The following is a 16040-nucleotide window of genomic DNA, read 5'->3' as shown; positions in this document are numbered from 1 at the left end:
GATTAGTTCAGCTTACTTAATTTGATTAATCTTTTGTTCTAGTTTCCAAGTTGTTTTCTGACACTCACCTAAGCGACTCTTTAGGTTGAGGATCTCGGCGCTTAGTCTAGCAGTATCTGTCTGTGGATTGCTACGATTAAGTCGTTGGCTTTTTTCGGCAATTTTATACTCCAATTGTTGCTCGAATTGTTTTTGTTGCAGCAATTTTTCTTGAAGTTGCGAGCGATCACCAGAACGAATTATTTTATCCAGCTTATTTTGCCAGGAAATAACTTTTTGTTGTTGTGGTGCTCGTTGGCGTTGTTGCAGCGCTAAAGCCTTGTTCATTTGACTCTGCAACATCGCAAATTTACCAATAAAGCGATCGCAGTATAGTTTGATGAGTTCTACATCTTGACTGATGTCGCTCAGACGTGCGATACGTGATAAGTCGTTTTCCAACTCCAACACGTAGTCAAAAAATAAGTCACTGCGACAACTAAAGCGTTCATCTAGAACCGCCATTTTTGCATAAGCGCTGCGATCGCCTTGTAAATCACGATGCTCCGCTTGTTGTTTGAGTTGTCTTAATTTATCAGCTAAGCGTTGCAGCTCTAGCTGAACCATGCTTGCCATGCGAGTTTTCCTGCGATCACCATCACCACCGTGACAAATACTGGACGTATGAACTTGGCACCGAAATGAATTGCCGAATGAGCCCCTGCGACCGCGCCGAGCATAATACTGAAACCCATCGCCAGACCTATCAGCCAGTTGACATGCCCCAGATAAACAAAAGTTAAAAAGGATACAAAATTACTGGTGAAGTTCATCGCTTTAGCCAAACCAGAAGACAGCAAGATATTCATTTTATATAAGGCCATTGAAGATACCGTCCAAAATGCGCCTGTGCCAGGTCCTGCAACGCCATCATAAAAACCAAGACTCAGGCCTTGAACACTCATTTGCTGTTTCAATTTCTTATTCATCGGCGGCAATACCGCTTGGCCATCCGCTTGTTGACGATTCAACACGGTATAAACGGCGGTGGCCATGATCACCAACGGTAATAATTTCTCGAGCCAATCGGTACTAATGAAATCGACCACCATGGTACCCGCGAAGGCACCAAGCGCGGTGGCGACAAAGCTATAAAACCAAAATAGCGGATTAAAAAGTTGTTTTCGATAAAAGGTCCATGCTGCAGTACTGGAGCCAAAGCTGGCGGCAAGTTTATTGGTACCCAGTGCAATATGTGGTGGTAAGCCGATACTGAGCAGTGCCGGAATGGTGAGTAGGCCACCACCGCCAGCAATTGCGTCGATGAACCCGGCAGTTAAACCGATACCAACGATGAGGATTAAAACAGAGGAGTCGAGTCCCAATTCTAACATTAACTATCACTTCTATTATATGGAGGTAAAGCAGCCAGCAATTGGCTACCATAGCGGCGTGAACTGAGCCGACTATCAAGCAGCGTGATTCTACCTGAATCACTTTCTTTTCTCATTAATCTTCCACAGCTTTGTATTAGCTTTCGACTGGCACTGGGTAAGGTGAGCAGCATAAAGGGATTTTGATTGCGACTTTCTAATAATTCTGCATGGCTAGCCATTACCGGATCGGTGGGGACGGCAAAGGGCAAGCGGGCAATAATTAAATCGGTGAGTAACTCTCCGGGTAAATCGATCCCTTCACTAAAGCCGATGGTCGCGAGTATGGTACTGGTTTGCTGTTTATTGCGACAAGCGCGATGCTTGGCTAACAATTGGTGATTGCTCAACTCTCCTTGGGTCCACAAGTGCTCAATCTTTGCCGACTCGAGTTGTTCTGCGACCAATGAAACTAGTCGATAAGAGTTACATAGCACTAAAATGCCGCCTTGATGCTGCTGGGCCCGGATGATATAACGGGCAACGTCTGCGGCAAAACTGGGTGAGTCAGGATCGCTCACGTCATTGGGAACCGACAATGAGACTTGTTGGTAATTAAAGGGAGAGGGGAGTTTGATCAGTTGTTCGGCCTTGAGTTTTTGCAGCCCTACTTGCTGTAAGAAATAAGAAAACTTGCCTAGGGCACTCAGGGTTGCAGAGACCGCGATAACCGAGAATGCATCTTGCCACAGCAGTTGTTGCAGTAAGCCCCCGACTTCGATTGGCGAGCAGCAAATATAGCTTTCCTTGTCTTGAAGGCTGAACCAGAATGCATAATTTTTTTGCTGGTTGTCATTGGCATAGCTATATAAGGTATCAACCCAAGATTCAGTCAGGTACTGAAATACGCTGAGTCGGCTTAATAAAGCCTCGGCTAGTGAAGACTTGAGTTGATTATTGTCGACGCTTTCCTGGATCACCCCAGCATAGGATTGCAGATTGTTATTGAGCTTGGTGGCTTGGCGATGATAGTTCTTCGCCAAATTACTTACCGCACTGGGGGTTTGCTCTAGTGGGAAACGCCAATGACCGCTGGAGTCGAATAGACTTCGATTGCTGGTTGCAAAGTCTTTGAATTGATTGAAGCAGCGCTGTAACTCGGCGCAGGCTTCTCTGACTTGTAGGCTGGTCGCGGCAATTGCAGAAGCGTCTAGTTGCGCCGACAATTCTTTATCTAACAGCTGAATGGCCGCTAACTCCTTGAGGGCTTGCGTTAAAGCAATATGGTTGGCACTGGATTCTCTGGCTATCTCAGGAAATTGATGAGCTTCATCTAATATATAGATGCAATCTTCTGCGGGTGGCAAAATATGACCGCTGCCGGCATGTAAATCAGCGAGTAATAAGCTGTGATTGCTGATAATCACATCGGCCTTTTTAAGGCCTTTACGGGCCTTATGAAAGGGGCAACTCCGGTGGCGAGCCGATTGTACCGAGCAACTTAAGCCATCGACCACCACATGTTGCCATAATTGCCACGGTATTGGCTTTGGCCAAGTATCGCGGTCGCCATCCCATTTACCTTGTTGCAGGGCCACTGCCAGTTGTTTGCAAAGTTCTATGTGTTTAGCACTTAAGCCTTGTTCTGGGGCGAGGGCGGCAACCAGTTTATGTGCACAGCAATAACGTTGCCGTCCCTTGGCTAAACAGAATTGAAACTCACTGTGGGCAGCGCGGTGCACTAAGGGTAAATCGCTGTCGAGGAGTTGTTGTTGTAGGGCCACCGTTGCGGTGGAGATTACAATTTTTTTATTGAGGGCCTTGGCCAGAGGGATTGCCGCTAATAGATAAGCCAACGATTTACCGGTTCCGGTTCCCGCCTCTGCTAATAGGATCCGCGAGTGGCGATTGATATCCCCAGCAATTGTTTTGGAAATTTGTGCAATTAAAGCAGTTTGTGCAGCTCTAGGCACAAAATTTGAGTTTTGCTCCTGAAGCGTGCGATACCAAAGGCGGATTTTTTGTTTGTTTTTTTCCGATAACATGAAGATCTCAATGTTGTGAACCACTTAAATTGGAGTGCTTTGTCTAGGCTTGTTCGCAAGTTTATCCCCTGTATGGCATAAAATGCTGCAAATGGGGTAAAAATTCAATCTTAGCACTAAGTTGCATAGATCACACTTTTATCAATTTTATTGGTGAATATCGCGCCATAATTCAGTTTAACCACTTTAAATCGTTGTAGATACAGCGATTTACACGATTTTATAAAAGTTCAATTTTTTATTGCAAAAAAATTTCAGCTTGCTAATGTATTGCTCGTGCAGTGCTAAACCACTGCCGCACAGGGAATTTAAGGAATAAGTGTTTAATTAATTAAAGAAGGCACAGGAAAATGAAAAAAACTATTCTAGCTGTAGCAATACCAGCTTTATTTGCAGCTTCAGCACAAGCTGCAAACGTATATGATGCAGACGGCGTATCTGCTGACGTATATGGTCGTATGCAGTTCACCATGAGCGATGATGGTACTGATACCAATGGTGTGGGTACAGCACGTATGGGCTTCAATGTTAAATCAGAAATCGCCCCAGGCCTTGCCGCTATTGCCAAAGGTGAATGGCAAATCGCCGCTGAAAACAGCGCTAAATCTTCAGATGGTTCAATCGAGTGTACAGATAATACAAATGCATCTACCTGCACAGTCACAACTGAATCTAAATCTCAGTTTGCCGCTCGCCACGTATATGCTGGTTTTGAATTTGACGATGCTGGTACAGTGGTATTTGGTCAAACCGATACCGCCTTCTATAAGGCTGTAGAAGCAACCGATATCTTTAATGGTGATGTAGGTTATGAAGCTTTTAATAATATTGAAGATGGTCGTCAGGAAGGTCAAATCGTTTATAACGGCGAATTTGGCGGCTTCTATGTAGGCGCTTCTTACCAGTTTAAAGATGATAACTTTAAAATTGGTGTGAATCCAGGTTCAGCAACTCCACCTGCTGCAACTGGTGAAACTTTAGATTCTGGCTACGCAGGTACCTTAGGTTACACCTTTGCTGATATCGGTCTTTCTACTTATGTCGGTTACCATGTAGAGACATTCGCCAATTTCGAAGATAAGAAAAACTTCGCTTTGTCAGCCGCTTACTCTTTAGACAACCTATACTTAGGTGCTGCTTATGTGACCGCTAAAATGGGTGATGCAGAGCTTGAAGGCTACGACATCGTTGCCGCTTATACGATTGATGCTGTGAAACTATACACAGGTTATGCAGCTCAAGAAGATAAGGATAACGTTGATACTGCTGATGCATTTAAACTTGGCGCTCAGTACGCCTTTAACAGCAACATGAAAGCTTGGGCTGAGTACAAAGTTAACGGCCTTGATGGTGCAGATGATTACTGGGAAATGTCACTACAATACAACTTCTAAGTTGTGTTAGTGTCTTAAACACCTTGAGTGTTTAGTCCTGATGAAAAGCTCGCTTCGGCGGGCTTTTTTGTATTTGTTTCTCTTGTCTTGTTGCTGGACTATTTCTACCTTCTACCTTCTACCTTCTACCTTTTATCTTCTCGCTATTTCTATAATGCTGAGCTTGTTAGGCTGCTGCGTTGCTGTTGCCCGTTGTGCTTGTTCGGTGAATCAGTGCTCGACCCACGCTTTCAAGCCGAAGCAAGCCTCATTAGAGAACTAAAAAACACAGTCGAAGTCGCTGGATTTAATCGTTTTTCTCCTTTAGTACAGTACTCAATCATTGTTTGATCGTGGTTCGCGGGTTTCACTCAGCGCATATCTCCAGCTGTGATGGATAATATTTCATGTTAAATAAAAATTGAACACAAAGCGCTAATGGGCTCCAAGGTTTGAAGATGATCGCTTGGGCTTGGCGTTTTTCAACGCCGGATGATGAGGCCATCGATGGATTGATTTTTGTAAGCCTTCAACCGATAGATGAATGTTGTTATTTATATGGTTTTTAGGTATTCACAATGCTTTAGATTTAAATGTCATGTTTATTTTATTTATTGGTTTTTAATTTTTAAAAAGTTCAATTTATATTGTAAATATATTGAATTTGTTCTGTTTATAGGTGAATATATCGCTCGTGAGATGGACTTCACTGCTCAGGGATACCATTCGTAGGATGTAAGAATGGGTCATGGAAGAGGCTAATAATTCATCTTTAATAGGCAGTGGAACAATGAAAAAAACAATTTTAGCTATCGCTATTCCAGCTTTATTCACCGCGGGTACAACGACCGCACAAGAGCTTTACAACGACGGTGAGAATGCATTCTCGGTTGGTGGTCGAATCAACTTGATGCTTGAGTCAGCCAATAAAGACGGTGAGCGTGATCTGCGTTCAGAAGATAATTCTTCACGGATAAACCTTAACTTCTCTCGTCAATTAAGCCATGGCTTTGCTGCACGAGCGACTCTAGAATATGGTATGAATACACCAAATGGCGATAGTGATGCACCATTTTACAATCGCTTAGGTTTTATCGCCTTTGATCATCAGGACTACGGTTCAGTTTCTTATGGTAAGCAATGGTCTACTTATTCGACGGTGGCGGCCGTAACTGATGTATTTTGGGTCTACGGTGGCTCAGCCATGAGTTTGTACGATGGTGAATCTGGTGAAACGGGTACTGGTCGTGCCAACGATGCTTTGCAATACAATGCTAGCTTCCACAACATAAACCTTAGCGCTCAATACCAATTTGCTGATGAAACAGAAGGCCGTAAAGACAGCTATTCTGCTGCACTATCTTATGACTTTGATTTTGGTTTGAATTTAGCGGCAACTTATCACCAAATGAACCGCACCGATGCTGAGAAAGTTGCGGTAAACAACGACGGAGACATCAAACTTGCGGTATTTGCGGCTAGTTACAATCAAGGTCCTATCTATGCGGCGGTGACTTACGGTGAATTTAAAAACAATATTGAATTTACCGCAGCTGATGGTGTATCGGATAAAGCAAACGGCCATGAAGGTGTATTCATGTACACTCTCGACATGGGCTTACAGCTATACACTGGCTGGAACTACCAGGAAGATAAACATTCAGCTGCTGAATTAAAAACTGGTTTAGTGGGTGCCATGTATGATTGGAACGACATCTTGTTGTACACCGAGTATCAGGACAGTAGCTCTAAATCAGTGTCTGGTGCAGTGACTGATGACAACCGCTTAGCTGCGGGTGTTCGTTACAATTTTTAAATTTCTAAGCAATCCGCGAGCGCTTTAGTTTCTCGGGACTAAACCCTGCCGTTCACAGTGTTGAGCGGCATTTTTGTTGTTGGATGAAGATAAACGAAATGATAAATAGATTGTTTTGAAATGAGGGCTTTCTGGAGTGCGGGCTATAAATTAGGACATAAACAATCCGAAATAATAATCAATATTTCGGATTGTTTGTTTAAGTGGTGCTGACGCTCAGTAAGCGACACTTTTCGTACTTATAGCGCTAAGCATTGATGTCTTCTTGATAGTCGATGTTTATCACTGCAACATTGACAACGCTGAGTACTTGGGTCGTTGTCCAAACGTTCTTGCTCGATGACTTCTTCACAATCACTGCATAAACCATAAAGGCCTAGGTCAATTTGGCACAAAGCAGCATCTACTCTTTTTAATTGCTTCAATTGATTATTTAGTTCGGTGTATTGAAGCTTTAAGGCCTGATCGATCAACTGCTCATTACTCATTGCTTGCAACTTGTCTGCAGTTAATTTCATGCTGGATTTTTCTGAGGCAGTTAAAAATGAGATTATTTCAGACTTTAACTGCTCAAGTTGCTGTAATAATTGCAGCTGATAATCTCTAGTTTCCACGGTTAACCCCAAATAATAAAGTGAGTTAGCAGTATAAACAGTGGGCTGACTCTCGAGATATGATGTGAATCAAAACTAAAGCCTATAAACTTATAAGCCCCCATTTATTCACTATTTGTTGATCTAATACAAATAAATATTAATTCTATCAGTATTGGGTGGCTTGGTTGTGCTACAGATACTTGTGTTGGGCTTCAATGGCTTGAATGATTGAGGGGGTCTCCTTTAGGCTACGAATATCTCTAAATAGTTGATCGGCTTGTGGATAAAATCCGACTAAGTAGCGGAGCCATTGTTTTACCCGGCTTTGATAGTATTTAGATTTCTCGTGATTGATCTGGTGCTCAGAATATCGGAGCAATAAGGCGATTACACCCTGCCAGCTTAAGGGAAATTCTTCTCCACGTACTACCTTGGCTAAGTTTGGAATAGTGAGGGCCCCACGCCCAATCATCACATCATCGCAGCCACTGTGGTGTTGGCATTGCAAGTAACTTTCGCGGTCCCAAACTTCGCCATTGGCGATAATCGGGATTTGATAACGTTGTTTGAGTTGTTTTATATAGTGCCAGTGCGCGGGCGCTTTGTAACCGTCAAGTTTACTGCGAGCATGGATGGTGAGTTCATCGGCTCCAGCTTCTTGTACCGCTTGCACGATGTCGAAACAGTCACTTCTATCTTCCCAACCGAGTCGAATTTTAGCCGAAATGGTGTGTAGAGTGGGCACTGCCTGGCGGACCGCTCGTACCACGTCATAGATTGACTGGGGGGTTTTTAACATTGATGCACCACCGCAACTTCCCGTAACCGTTTTACTGGGGCAGCCAAAGTTTAGGTCTAAACCGTGTGAGCCTAACTCGATCGCCCGGCAGGCATTATCTGCCATCGGAGTGGGGTGTTGACCTAACAGTTGAACTCTTACTGGCGTTTGCTGGTCAATGTAACCATTGTCATAGAGCTCAGGACAATACTTATAAAAGACTTTGTCAGGTAATAGCATATTTGTAACGCGAATAAATTCGGTCACACACCAATCGTAGCCACCACAACTGGATAATAGTTGTCGCATTGACGCATCAGCGACACCTTCCATTGGGGCGAGAACTACACGCATATTTTACCTTCAGTCAAAAGCGCACAGTCTAGCGTTTCATAGGCCTTACGGCTACAGATATTAATGAGGGGTAAATGAGTCGATGACAGCTATTTCCATAATTTATTTGGGTGTTTAACGGCGTGTGATTCTAGTATAATTGATCTAGATCAAAGTTGTTTGAGTTTAATTTTTGGGAAAAGTGTTGATGGATCATCAATTTAAAGAAAGTTATAACGTATTCTATTTACTAGGTTTTGTGGTAGCTTTGTTGTTACCGACACTACCATTGAGTTTGTCTTTAATTAAAATATTTGGCTAATACTGCAGCAATTTTTGCGGTTTCTGTTCGTTGCTTTATCCTGTCAAATTGAGATAATTAAAAATTATAAATAGCGCCCACCATTGTTTGGGCGTTTTTTTTTGATAAATGGAATATAACATGAGCAGCATTAACCTCGACTATATTAAAGATGCAATTATTACCATACCTGATTACCCAAAAGAGGGGATCTTATTTCGGGATGTTACGAGTTTAATTGAAGATCCTAAAGCTTTTGCTCTGGTCATTGAATTATGGCATCAAGCTTTTAAAGATCTGGGTATCACCAAGGTGGTTGGTACTGAAGCACGCGGCTTTATTTTTGGCGCACCTCTCGCCTTAGCTCTTGGTGTTGGTTTTATTCCAGTACGTAAACCTGGAAAGTTGCCCCGAGCAGTGATTGGTGAAAGTTATGAGCTTGAATACGGCATGGACACGCTAGAGATCCATACCGATGCAATTGAACCCGGTGATAAGGTTTTATTAGTCGATGATCTGATAGCGACTGGTGGAACTGCTGAAGCCGCAGTAAAATTGATTCGGCGCTTAGGGGGAGAGATTAACTATGCGGCTTTTGTGATTAATTTGATAGACTTACCGGGATCGCAAAAGTTAACCACCCTTGGGGTAGAATCAACTTGCTTAGTTGAGTTTGAAGGCGAATAGGAAAGTATCATTCATGAAGTATCAAGCACTGGCAAGAAAATGGCGGCCGAAAACCTTTCAGCAGGTGGTTGCTCAACAGCATGTTCTCGCGGGCTTGATTAACTCTTTAGATCAGCAGCGTCTTCACCATGCCTATTTATTTAGTGGTACTCGTGGTGTGGGTAAAACGACTATTGCACGTTTGTTTGCCAAGAGTCTTAACTGTGAACTGGGCGTTTCATCTCAGCCTTGTGGACAATGTAGTAATTGCATCGAGGTTGACCAAGGTAACTTTGTCGACTTGTTAGAAATTGATGCGGCATCTCGGACCAAAGTTGAAGATACCCGCGAACTGTTGGACAACGTGCAATATAGCCCGGCGAAAGGTCGTTATAAGGTGTACTTGATTGATGAAGTGCACATGTTATCTCGACATAGCTTTAATGCTTTGTTGAAAACGCTGGAAGAGCCTCCGGAACACGTTAAATTTTTATTAGCAACCACCGATCCTCAGAAGTTGCCGGTGACCGTGTTATCTCGTTGCTTACAGTTTCACCTAAAAGCTTTGAGTGAACCGCAGATCGCGGGTCAATTAGCACATATCTTGGATGCGGAACAACGTGGTTATCAGCTACCAGCACTGAATGCACTCGCACATGCCGCCGATGGTAGTATGCGAGATGCTTTAAGTTTGACTGATCAGGCGCTGGCGCTTTGTGAGCAAACGCTTGAATATCAGCAAGTTCTAGATATGCTTGGGGTACTCGATCCCCATCAATTACGGCAGTTATTATGCCATGTAGTCGCGGGCCAAAGTGAATCGGCTTTCAATAAAATTGCTGAGTTGGCCAGCATGTCTCCCGACTATGAGCACTTACATCAACAACTTGCTGAATTAATTCATCATGTAGCTATGGCGCAGGTATTGCCTGCGAGTCAACAGGATGAAACGATTCAAATGTTGGCCGAACAGGTTGATGCGCAATTGTTACAGCTTTTGTATCAAATAGTGATTACTGGTAAACGGGATTTAGCCTACGCTCCTAATCCTCGAACTGGTTTTGAAATGAGTGTGTTACGGATGTTGGCTTTTCAACCTGCGGAGCAGGGGATTGCAGCGTCGCGAGAGCCTGTCGCACAAGGCCCCGATAATTCAGCGCTTGCTGATAGCAGTTTAGTCAAAGAGCAGCAGGAGATTTTGGCGCAGGCTGAACAACAAGGTTATCAATTACAGACTCCGGCGACTCAAAGCTCGGCGGTGAGTGAGCTTGCAACACCGATCACTGGTCAACCTCGAGTACAACAACGCGAACAAAGTATTGCGAAATTAAAGGCGCAACTGTCTAGTGATGCACCGAGTTCAAGCCCTCCAATAACGCAGCAGGCAATGCAGGTCGACTCGGTTTCTGAATCAAGTTCAAGTGTCAGCCCAGCGACTGACAAACAATCGCAACATTCAGCACCAGCTACCAATAATTCACTGTCAGAATCAACAAGTGCTGTTGTGAATAAGCCGACGGTTTTAGCAGCAGAGCCAAGCCAGTCAGCGGTACCGCTGACCGAGCAGCAACCGCCAGTGGATGATAGCTATTATGCGCAGTTAGCTGAAATGGATCAGCAACCAGCCGAGCCTGATCTGAATTATGCTGCCGAATATGCTCAGCCTCTTTCTGATGCTAGGCAAAGCAATCCAATAAATTCATCATCATCGACTCCGGTTGGTGCGGAAGACACCGCCTCGCTACTACAGTTACGCAGTCAATTACGCGGACGAGGCAAAACTGAAAAAAAGTCTGAAGAGGCGAGCGCCTCTCAGTCTGTAGCAGCCAGCTCGCCAGTGCCTCAACCCCTTCAAGCGTCTGAAACTGTGCAAGACGCTACCGCGCAAGTCCTAGAACAAACGGTCGCGCTTGCAGCTCAAGTTCCGGTGTTTATTGGCAGCAACGATGAAACTTGGGCCAATATGGTCAGCCAGATGAACTTAGGGCCCATTGCGCGTCAAATCGCGATAAATACTCTTTATTCACGAAACGAAAATGCTGTGCAACTATTGCTCAAGCCCGAGTTTAAAAATTTGCTGAAACCAAATTCTGTTGCAGAACTTAAGCAGCAGCTGAGTACCAGTTTGCAAGCACCGATAGAGTTGGTGATTAATATTGGAGAGGATGGTCAGCAACAGACCCCTCTTGAATTGCAACAGCAATTACACGCCCAAAATATCGAAGCGGCTACCCAGCGTTTACTCGCGGATCCTAACATTCAAATTTTACAACAACGTTTTGGCGCACAATTAGTCGGCGAAAGCGTTAAATACCACTGAACAACTTGATTTTCGACATTAATCTAGATGTAATGTCGAAGTTATAACTAACCGAAGAGAAGAGAACAGTTATGTTTAAAGGCGGAATGGGCAACCTTATGAAGCAAGCGCAGCAAATGCAAGATCGCATGCAGCGCGCTCAGGAAGAAATCGCCAAAATGGAAGTGACCGGTGAAGCTGGCGCGGGCCTAGTGAAAGTAGTTATGTTAGGTAACCATAATGTGCGTCGAGTGGAGATTGATGGCAGCTTGATGGACGATGACAAAGATATGATCGAAGACTTGCTTGCAGCAGCTGTCAACGATGCGGTGCGCCGAGTAGAAGAAACCAGCAAAGACAAAATGGCTGAAGTGACCGGTGGCATGCAAATGCCACCTGGTATGAAAATGCCATTTTAATATTGCACAGCGAACCGATAAAAGGTCGCTTAGCGGCCTTTTTTGTGCAATAAACTGATTGCACGGTCTATTTTTAACGGGTATGAATATGAAAGTATGTGGCGTAGAAATAAAAAGTAATGAAGTAATTGTTAGCCTATTGAGCCTCGATGATGGCTTGTTTCTAATCCCTGATTGCCGTGCGCGACGATTAACACTGGCTAACATTAATAGCACCCAAGATCTTCGAGAGTTTCAATTTGCCTTTGCGAAGCTAATGAGTGATTATCAAGTAGAAGTTGTTGCAATTAAGCAACGGCCAATGAAAGGTAAGTTTGCTGGCGGCGCAGTTGGTTTTAAACTAGAAGCTGCGATTGAGTTGATTAGTGAGCTTAAAGTGGTGTTGATTTCGGCGACACAATCAAAACAGGTTCTTAAAGATAACCCAATGCCTGTAGATTTCTCCACTACGGGTCTTAAAGCCTTCCAAGAAATTGCTTTTACAACGGCTTATGTTGCTTGTATGGCTGAATAAAAATGAGTAATTTTTCACGATAAAAAAACCGATGCAAGCGCATCGGTTTTTGTTTGCCTTGAAGCAATTAAAGTCTAAAACAGCTTAGTAAGCTTCGTTGTGTACCGAGAGTACCGCACGACCTGAAGGATCGGCATTATTCGCGAAGCTTGCATCCCAAGCAATCGCTTCAGCCGTTGAACAGGCTACAGACTTACCATGGGGCACACATTCTGCTGCAGAGTCCTGTGGGAAGTGTTCTTCAAAGATACAACGGTAGAAGTAGGCTTCTTTAGTATCGGGTGTATTAATTGGAAAACGGAAGGCCGCATTCTCTAACTCTTTATCCGACACTTCTAACTCAACCAGCTCTTTTAAACTGTCAATCCAAGAGTAACCAACACCATCAGAGAACTGTTCTTTTTGACGCCAAGCGACTTCTGCGGGTAAATAACCTTCAAAAGCTTCACGTAGAATATGCTTCTCAATCTTGTCACCAGCACACATTTTGGCTTTTGGATTAATGCGCATTGCCACATCCATAAACTCTTTGTCTAGAAAGGGAACACGGCCTTCAATGCCCCAAGCGGCAAGAGACTTGTTGGCTCGGTTACAATCGAACATATGTAACTTTTCAAGTTTACGCAGCGTTTCCTCGTGGAACTCTTGGTCATTGGGCGCTTTATGGAAATACAGATAGCCACCGAAGATCTCGTCGGCACCTTCGCCAGACAATACCATTTTAATACCCATGGCTTTAATCTTACGTGCCATTAAGTACATTGGAGTTGATGCGCGAATAGTGGTGACATCATAAGTTTCTAGATGGTAGATAACGTCTTGTAGCGCATCGATACCTTCTTGAACCGTGAAATGAATTTCATGGTGAACGGTGCCTAAATGTGTGGCTACTTTTTGTGCGGCGATAAGATCGGGAGAACCGACAAGGCCAACCGCGAAGGAGTGTAGTTGTGGCCACCAAGCTTCAGAGTTATCGTTATCTTCAATACGCTTATCAGCGTACATTTTGGTAATCGCAGAGATAACCGAAGAATCCAGACCGCCAGAAAGTAATACGCCATATGGAACGTCACACATTAACTGGCGCTTCACCGCCGCTTCTAAGGCTACTTTTAGATCTTCTACACTGGCATCGTTGTTTTCTACATTGCTGTAGTCCATCCAGTCGCGTTTGTAGTATTTAACGGGCTCGCCGTTTTTGCTATACAAGTAATGGCCTGGAGGGAATTCGCTGACGGTTTTACAAATCGGTGTCAGTGCTTTCATTTCTGAGGCTACGTAAAAGTTACCGTGCTCGTCGTAGCCCGTATATAGGGGGATAATCCCAATATGATCGCGACCAATTAGGTAAGCGTCTTGTTCTGCATCATACAAACAAAAACCAAAGATACCGTTTAAGTCATCTAAAAACTCAACCCCTTTTTCTTTGTATAAGGCCAAAATGATTTCACAATCGGACTCGGTCTGAAATTCAAAATCGACATTGAGTTGAGTTTTAAGATCTTTGTGATTGTAGATCTCGCCATTAACGGCAAGCGCGTGAGTTTTCTCGGGATTGTAGAGAGGTTGTGCGCCAGTATTTACGTCAACAATAGATAAACGCTCATGCACTAAGATGGCATTTTTTGATGTGTAAATACCTGACCAGTCGGGGCCACGGTGGCGTAAACGTTTTGACATCTCAAGTGCTTGCTTACGCAATACACTGAGATCAGATTTTATATCTAGAACTCCAAATATGGAACACATACTCTTCCCTTAACTACTTTGTGTTTACCCTCGAGTGAATGGTGCTTCGCCATTTACTCAAATATTGCTCTCAATTTGCCAATATCAGAAATTATTGCAAGCCCTGAATCAGTTTTTTTGCTAAAAAAAGCCTGAAAACAACGAAATTGTAACAAACTGTCCGTTTTTACATATCTCTAGCTACTTTTTGGGTCTTGCTCTACTGATTTATTATCATTAATGAGTTGTGATTGAACGTGCTCTGCAAAGCCCGCTCCAGCTTCGTTATATAAGTTGAATACTTCATCGGCGCCGAGATGCTTTAGTTTTTCAGCATCGTCTGCAAACTGGGCTATTGCGGCAATTTTACCGGTAAAAGAGCCCTTTTTAAGTTGTTTTAATGCGTACTGGTTCCCGTGGTGATGAGGCATTGCAAGAAGAACTAACTTTAAGTCTTGGGAGGGGGCTAATTTTTCCCAAAAGTCTGAATCGGTGGCGTCCCCTTGTATTACCGCGCGACCACTTTCGATTTGATGTTCAATTTTTTCCAAGTCGGTATCGATACCTAATACTAAATCAGGGTAGTGTTGTTGCAACATATCGTAGGCACCTTCACCAATCCGGCCCATGCCCAAGATGACCACTTGCATTTGACCAAGCTCAATCGGTTGGTCTTCTAAGTGCAATTTTGTGCGTTGTAGTCGTTTCAGACAAGGTCGAAATAGCTGATAGATAATATCAGCATTTTTATAAATTGGGGCCGCGATTAAGAAGCTCATGCTGACGGCCAAGGCGAGGGTTGCCATCCATGAACTATCTAACCATTGCTTGTGGACCGCCACGGCGATCACAATCAGGCCAAACTCGCTATAGTTTGCCAAACTCATTGCACCGAGAAACGAGGTTCGCGAGCGTAATCGAAATAGTAGTAAATATAGTAAATAAAACGCCGATTTTAATACCAGCATTAGCACGATAAATAATGCGATATAGAGGGATTCAAAACTAAGCTCACTGGATAGTCCAATTGATAAGAAAAACGCAACCAGAAACAGCTCTTTAAAGCTAAATAGTGCTTTCGCCATACCGCTGGCGGCTGGATGGCCAGCCAGTAACATGCCAATAATAAGAGCGCCTAAATCAGCTTTTAATCCGACGAGATCAAATAATTTAGCACCTAATACAAAGGTTAGAAAGAAACCAAGAACCAGCTGCAGCTCACCATGACCGACGCGATTGAGAAGTTTGTATAACACCGGCCGTAGTGGTAGCAGTAATAGTAATAGCGGTGCATACAAGGTTGGGACTTTACCGGTGGTAGCTGCCAAAAAAATCACCGCAAAGATATCCTGCATAATCAGAATACCAATCGCAACACGGCCGTAGAGTGCGTTCATTTCACTTTTGGCTTCCAGTACTTTCACCGCAAACACGGTACTGGAAAAACACAGCGCGAAAGCTAATACCAAAATACCAGTATTTGAGAGTTCACTAATACTCGTGATCCCGAGCCATTTTATAGCCGATAATAAGCCAACAAATATCGCGATATTACTTAGCATGTGAGCGCTTGCGGTGCCCCAAACTTCACGTCTGAAGAGAGTTTTAATATCGAGTTTGAGACCGACTGTAAAGAGTAGCAGAGTAACCCCTAAATCAGCACAGGTCGAAATGAGTTCATTTTGTTCAAAACCCATATTATGCAATATAAAACCAGCCGCCAAAAAACCAATTAGTGGTGGTAAATGTGCTAGGTGGGCGATAAAGCCCGCCAAAAAAGTAATCGTGATAAGTAAAGAAATATCCATTTATACCTTAAT

General features: G+C 43.6%; 13 protein-coding genes. 6 read left to right on the top strand and 7 right to left on the bottom strand.

Annotated elements, in window-relative coordinates:
- Positions 1–12: 12 nt before the first annotated feature.
- The 3 genes from priC to dinG are packed head-to-tail and all read right to left on the bottom strand — an operon-like array spanning position 13 to position 3397.
- Positions 13–615 carry a primosomal replication protein PriC gene (priC, locus tag ACRRSW_RS13150; protein ID WP_432459555.1) on the bottom strand — a complete coding sequence of 201 codons (603 nt, stop codon included), beginning with the start codon at positions 613–615 and terminating at the stop codon, positions 13–15.
- A complete protein-coding gene (locus tag ACRRSW_RS13145; protein ID WP_432452771.1) occupies positions 594–1373 on the bottom strand; it encodes a TSUP family transporter in 780 nt (259 codons plus the stop codon). Before ACRRSW_RS13145 ends, priC begins: the two co-directional genes overlap by 22 nt.
- A complete protein-coding gene (dinG, locus tag ACRRSW_RS13140) occupies positions 1373–3397 on the bottom strand; it encodes an ATP-dependent DNA helicase DinG (RefSeq protein ID WP_432459554.1) in 2025 nt (674 codons plus the stop codon). Before dinG ends, ACRRSW_RS13145 begins: the two co-directional genes overlap by 1 nt.
- A gap of 350 nt (positions 3398–3747) precedes the next feature.
- On the opposite strand from dinG, the gene ACRRSW_RS13135 reads away from it, so the two are divergent.
- Complete coding sequence (locus tag ACRRSW_RS13135; protein WP_432459552.1) at positions 3748–4791, top strand: porin; 1044 nt, start codon at positions 3748–3750, stop codon at positions 4789–4791.
- A 769-nt stretch (positions 4792–5560) separates the two neighbouring features.
- The gene (locus ACRRSW_RS13130) at positions 5561–6586 is read left to right on the top strand and encodes a porin (RefSeq protein WP_432459551.1); all 1026 of its coding nucleotides are present in this window, start codon (positions 5561–5563) and stop codon (positions 6584–6586) included.
- Positions 6587–6825: 239 nt separating this feature from the next.
- Here the strand turns inward: ACRRSW_RS13130 and ACRRSW_RS13125 are convergent, their stop codons facing one another.
- Positions 6826–7200, bottom strand: coding sequence for a TraR/DksA family transcriptional regulator (locus ACRRSW_RS13125; RefSeq protein WP_432452775.1), 375 nt, complete (start codon positions 7198–7200; stop codon positions 6826–6828).
- Between the two features lie 172 nt (positions 7201–7372).
- A complete protein-coding gene (locus tag ACRRSW_RS13120) occupies positions 7373–8314 on the bottom strand; it encodes a tRNA-dihydrouridine synthase (protein WP_432452776.1) in 942 nt (313 codons plus the stop codon).
- A gap of 421 nt (positions 8315–8735) precedes the next feature.
- Here ACRRSW_RS13120 and apt point away from each other — a divergent pair, with 421 nt between their 5' ends.
- The 4 genes from apt (at position 8736) to ACRRSW_RS13100 (ending at position 12492) form a co-directional block, all read left to right on the top strand.
- On the top strand, positions 8736–9281 hold the full coding sequence (apt, locus tag ACRRSW_RS13115) for an adenine phosphoribosyltransferase (protein WP_432452777.1): 546 nt from the start codon (positions 8736–8738) through the stop codon (positions 9279–9281).
- 13 nt (positions 9282–9294) lie between these two features.
- The gene (gene dnaX, locus ACRRSW_RS13110; RefSeq protein WP_432452778.1) at positions 9295–11580 is read left to right on the top strand and encodes a DNA polymerase III subunit gamma/tau; all 2286 of its coding nucleotides are present in this window, start codon (positions 9295–9297) and stop codon (positions 11578–11580) included.
- 71 nt (positions 11581–11651) lie between these two features.
- Positions 11652–11978, top strand: coding sequence for a YbaB/EbfC family nucleoid-associated protein (locus tag ACRRSW_RS13105; RefSeq protein ID WP_432459550.1), 327 nt, complete (start codon positions 11652–11654; stop codon positions 11976–11978).
- An 88-nt stretch (positions 11979–12066) separates the two neighbouring features.
- Positions 12067–12492 (top strand): DUF3010 family protein, encoded by a 426-nt coding sequence (locus tag ACRRSW_RS13100; protein WP_432452780.1) that lies wholly within the window; start codon positions 12067–12069, stop codon positions 12490–12492.
- A gap of 84 nt (positions 12493–12576) precedes the next feature.
- On the opposite strand, the gene asnB is transcribed toward ACRRSW_RS13100, so the two are convergent.
- On the bottom strand, positions 12577–14241 hold the full coding sequence (gene asnB / locus ACRRSW_RS13095) for an asparagine synthase B (protein WP_432452781.1): 1665 nt from the start codon (positions 14239–14241) through the stop codon (positions 12577–12579).
- 176 nt (positions 14242–14417) lie between these two features.
- The gene (locus tag ACRRSW_RS13090; protein WP_432452782.1) at positions 14418–16028 is read right to left on the bottom strand and encodes a cation:proton antiporter domain-containing protein; all 1611 of its coding nucleotides are present in this window, start codon (positions 16026–16028) and stop codon (positions 14418–14420) included.
- Positions 16029–16040 lie beyond the last annotated feature (12 nt).

It is taken from the genome of Agarivorans sp. QJM3NY_25, assembly GCF_050870875.2.
GTDB lineage: Bacteria > Pseudomonadota > Gammaproteobacteria > Enterobacterales > Celerinatantimonadaceae > Agarivorans.
This window is presented reverse-complemented; position numbering and strand designations above follow the sequence as displayed.

Coding starts and splice junctions, on each gene's coding strand:
- priC (WP_432459555.1), bottom strand. CDS start 615: ATGGCAAGCATGGTTCAGCTAGAGCTGCAACGCTTAGCTGATAAATTA.
- ACRRSW_RS13145 (WP_432452771.1), bottom strand. CDS start 1,373: ATGTTAGAATTGGGACTCGACTCCTCTGTTTTAATCCTCATCGTTGGT.
- dinG (WP_432459554.1), bottom strand. CDS start 3,397: ATGTTATCGGAAAAAAACAAACAAAAAATCCGCCTTTGGTATCGCACG.
- ACRRSW_RS13135 (WP_432459552.1), top strand. CDS start 3,748: ATGAAAAAAACTATTCTAGCTGTAGCAATACCAGCTTTATTTGCAGCT.
- ACRRSW_RS13130 (WP_432459551.1), top strand. CDS start 5,561: ATGAAAAAAACAATTTTAGCTATCGCTATTCCAGCTTTATTCACCGCG.
- ACRRSW_RS13120 (WP_432452776.1), bottom strand. CDS start 8,314: ATGCGTGTAGTTCTCGCCCCAATGGAAGGTGTCGCTGATGCGTCAATG.
- apt (WP_432452777.1), top strand. CDS start 8,736: ATGAGCAGCATTAACCTCGACTATATTAAAGATGCAATTATTACCATA.
- dnaX (WP_432452778.1), top strand. CDS start 9,295: ATGAAGTATCAAGCACTGGCAAGAAAATGGCGGCCGAAAACCTTTCAG.
- ACRRSW_RS13105 (WP_432459550.1), top strand. CDS start 11,652: ATGTTTAAAGGCGGAATGGGCAACCTTATGAAGCAAGCGCAGCAAATG.
- ACRRSW_RS13100 (WP_432452780.1), top strand. CDS start 12,067: ATGAAAGTATGTGGCGTAGAAATAAAAAGTAATGAAGTAATTGTTAGC.
- asnB (WP_432452781.1), bottom strand. CDS start 14,241: ATGTGTTCCATATTTGGAGTTCTAGATATAAAATCTGATCTCAGTGTA.
- ACRRSW_RS13090 (WP_432452782.1), bottom strand. CDS start 16,028: ATGGATATTTCTTTACTTATCACGATTACTTTTTTGGCGGGCTTTATC.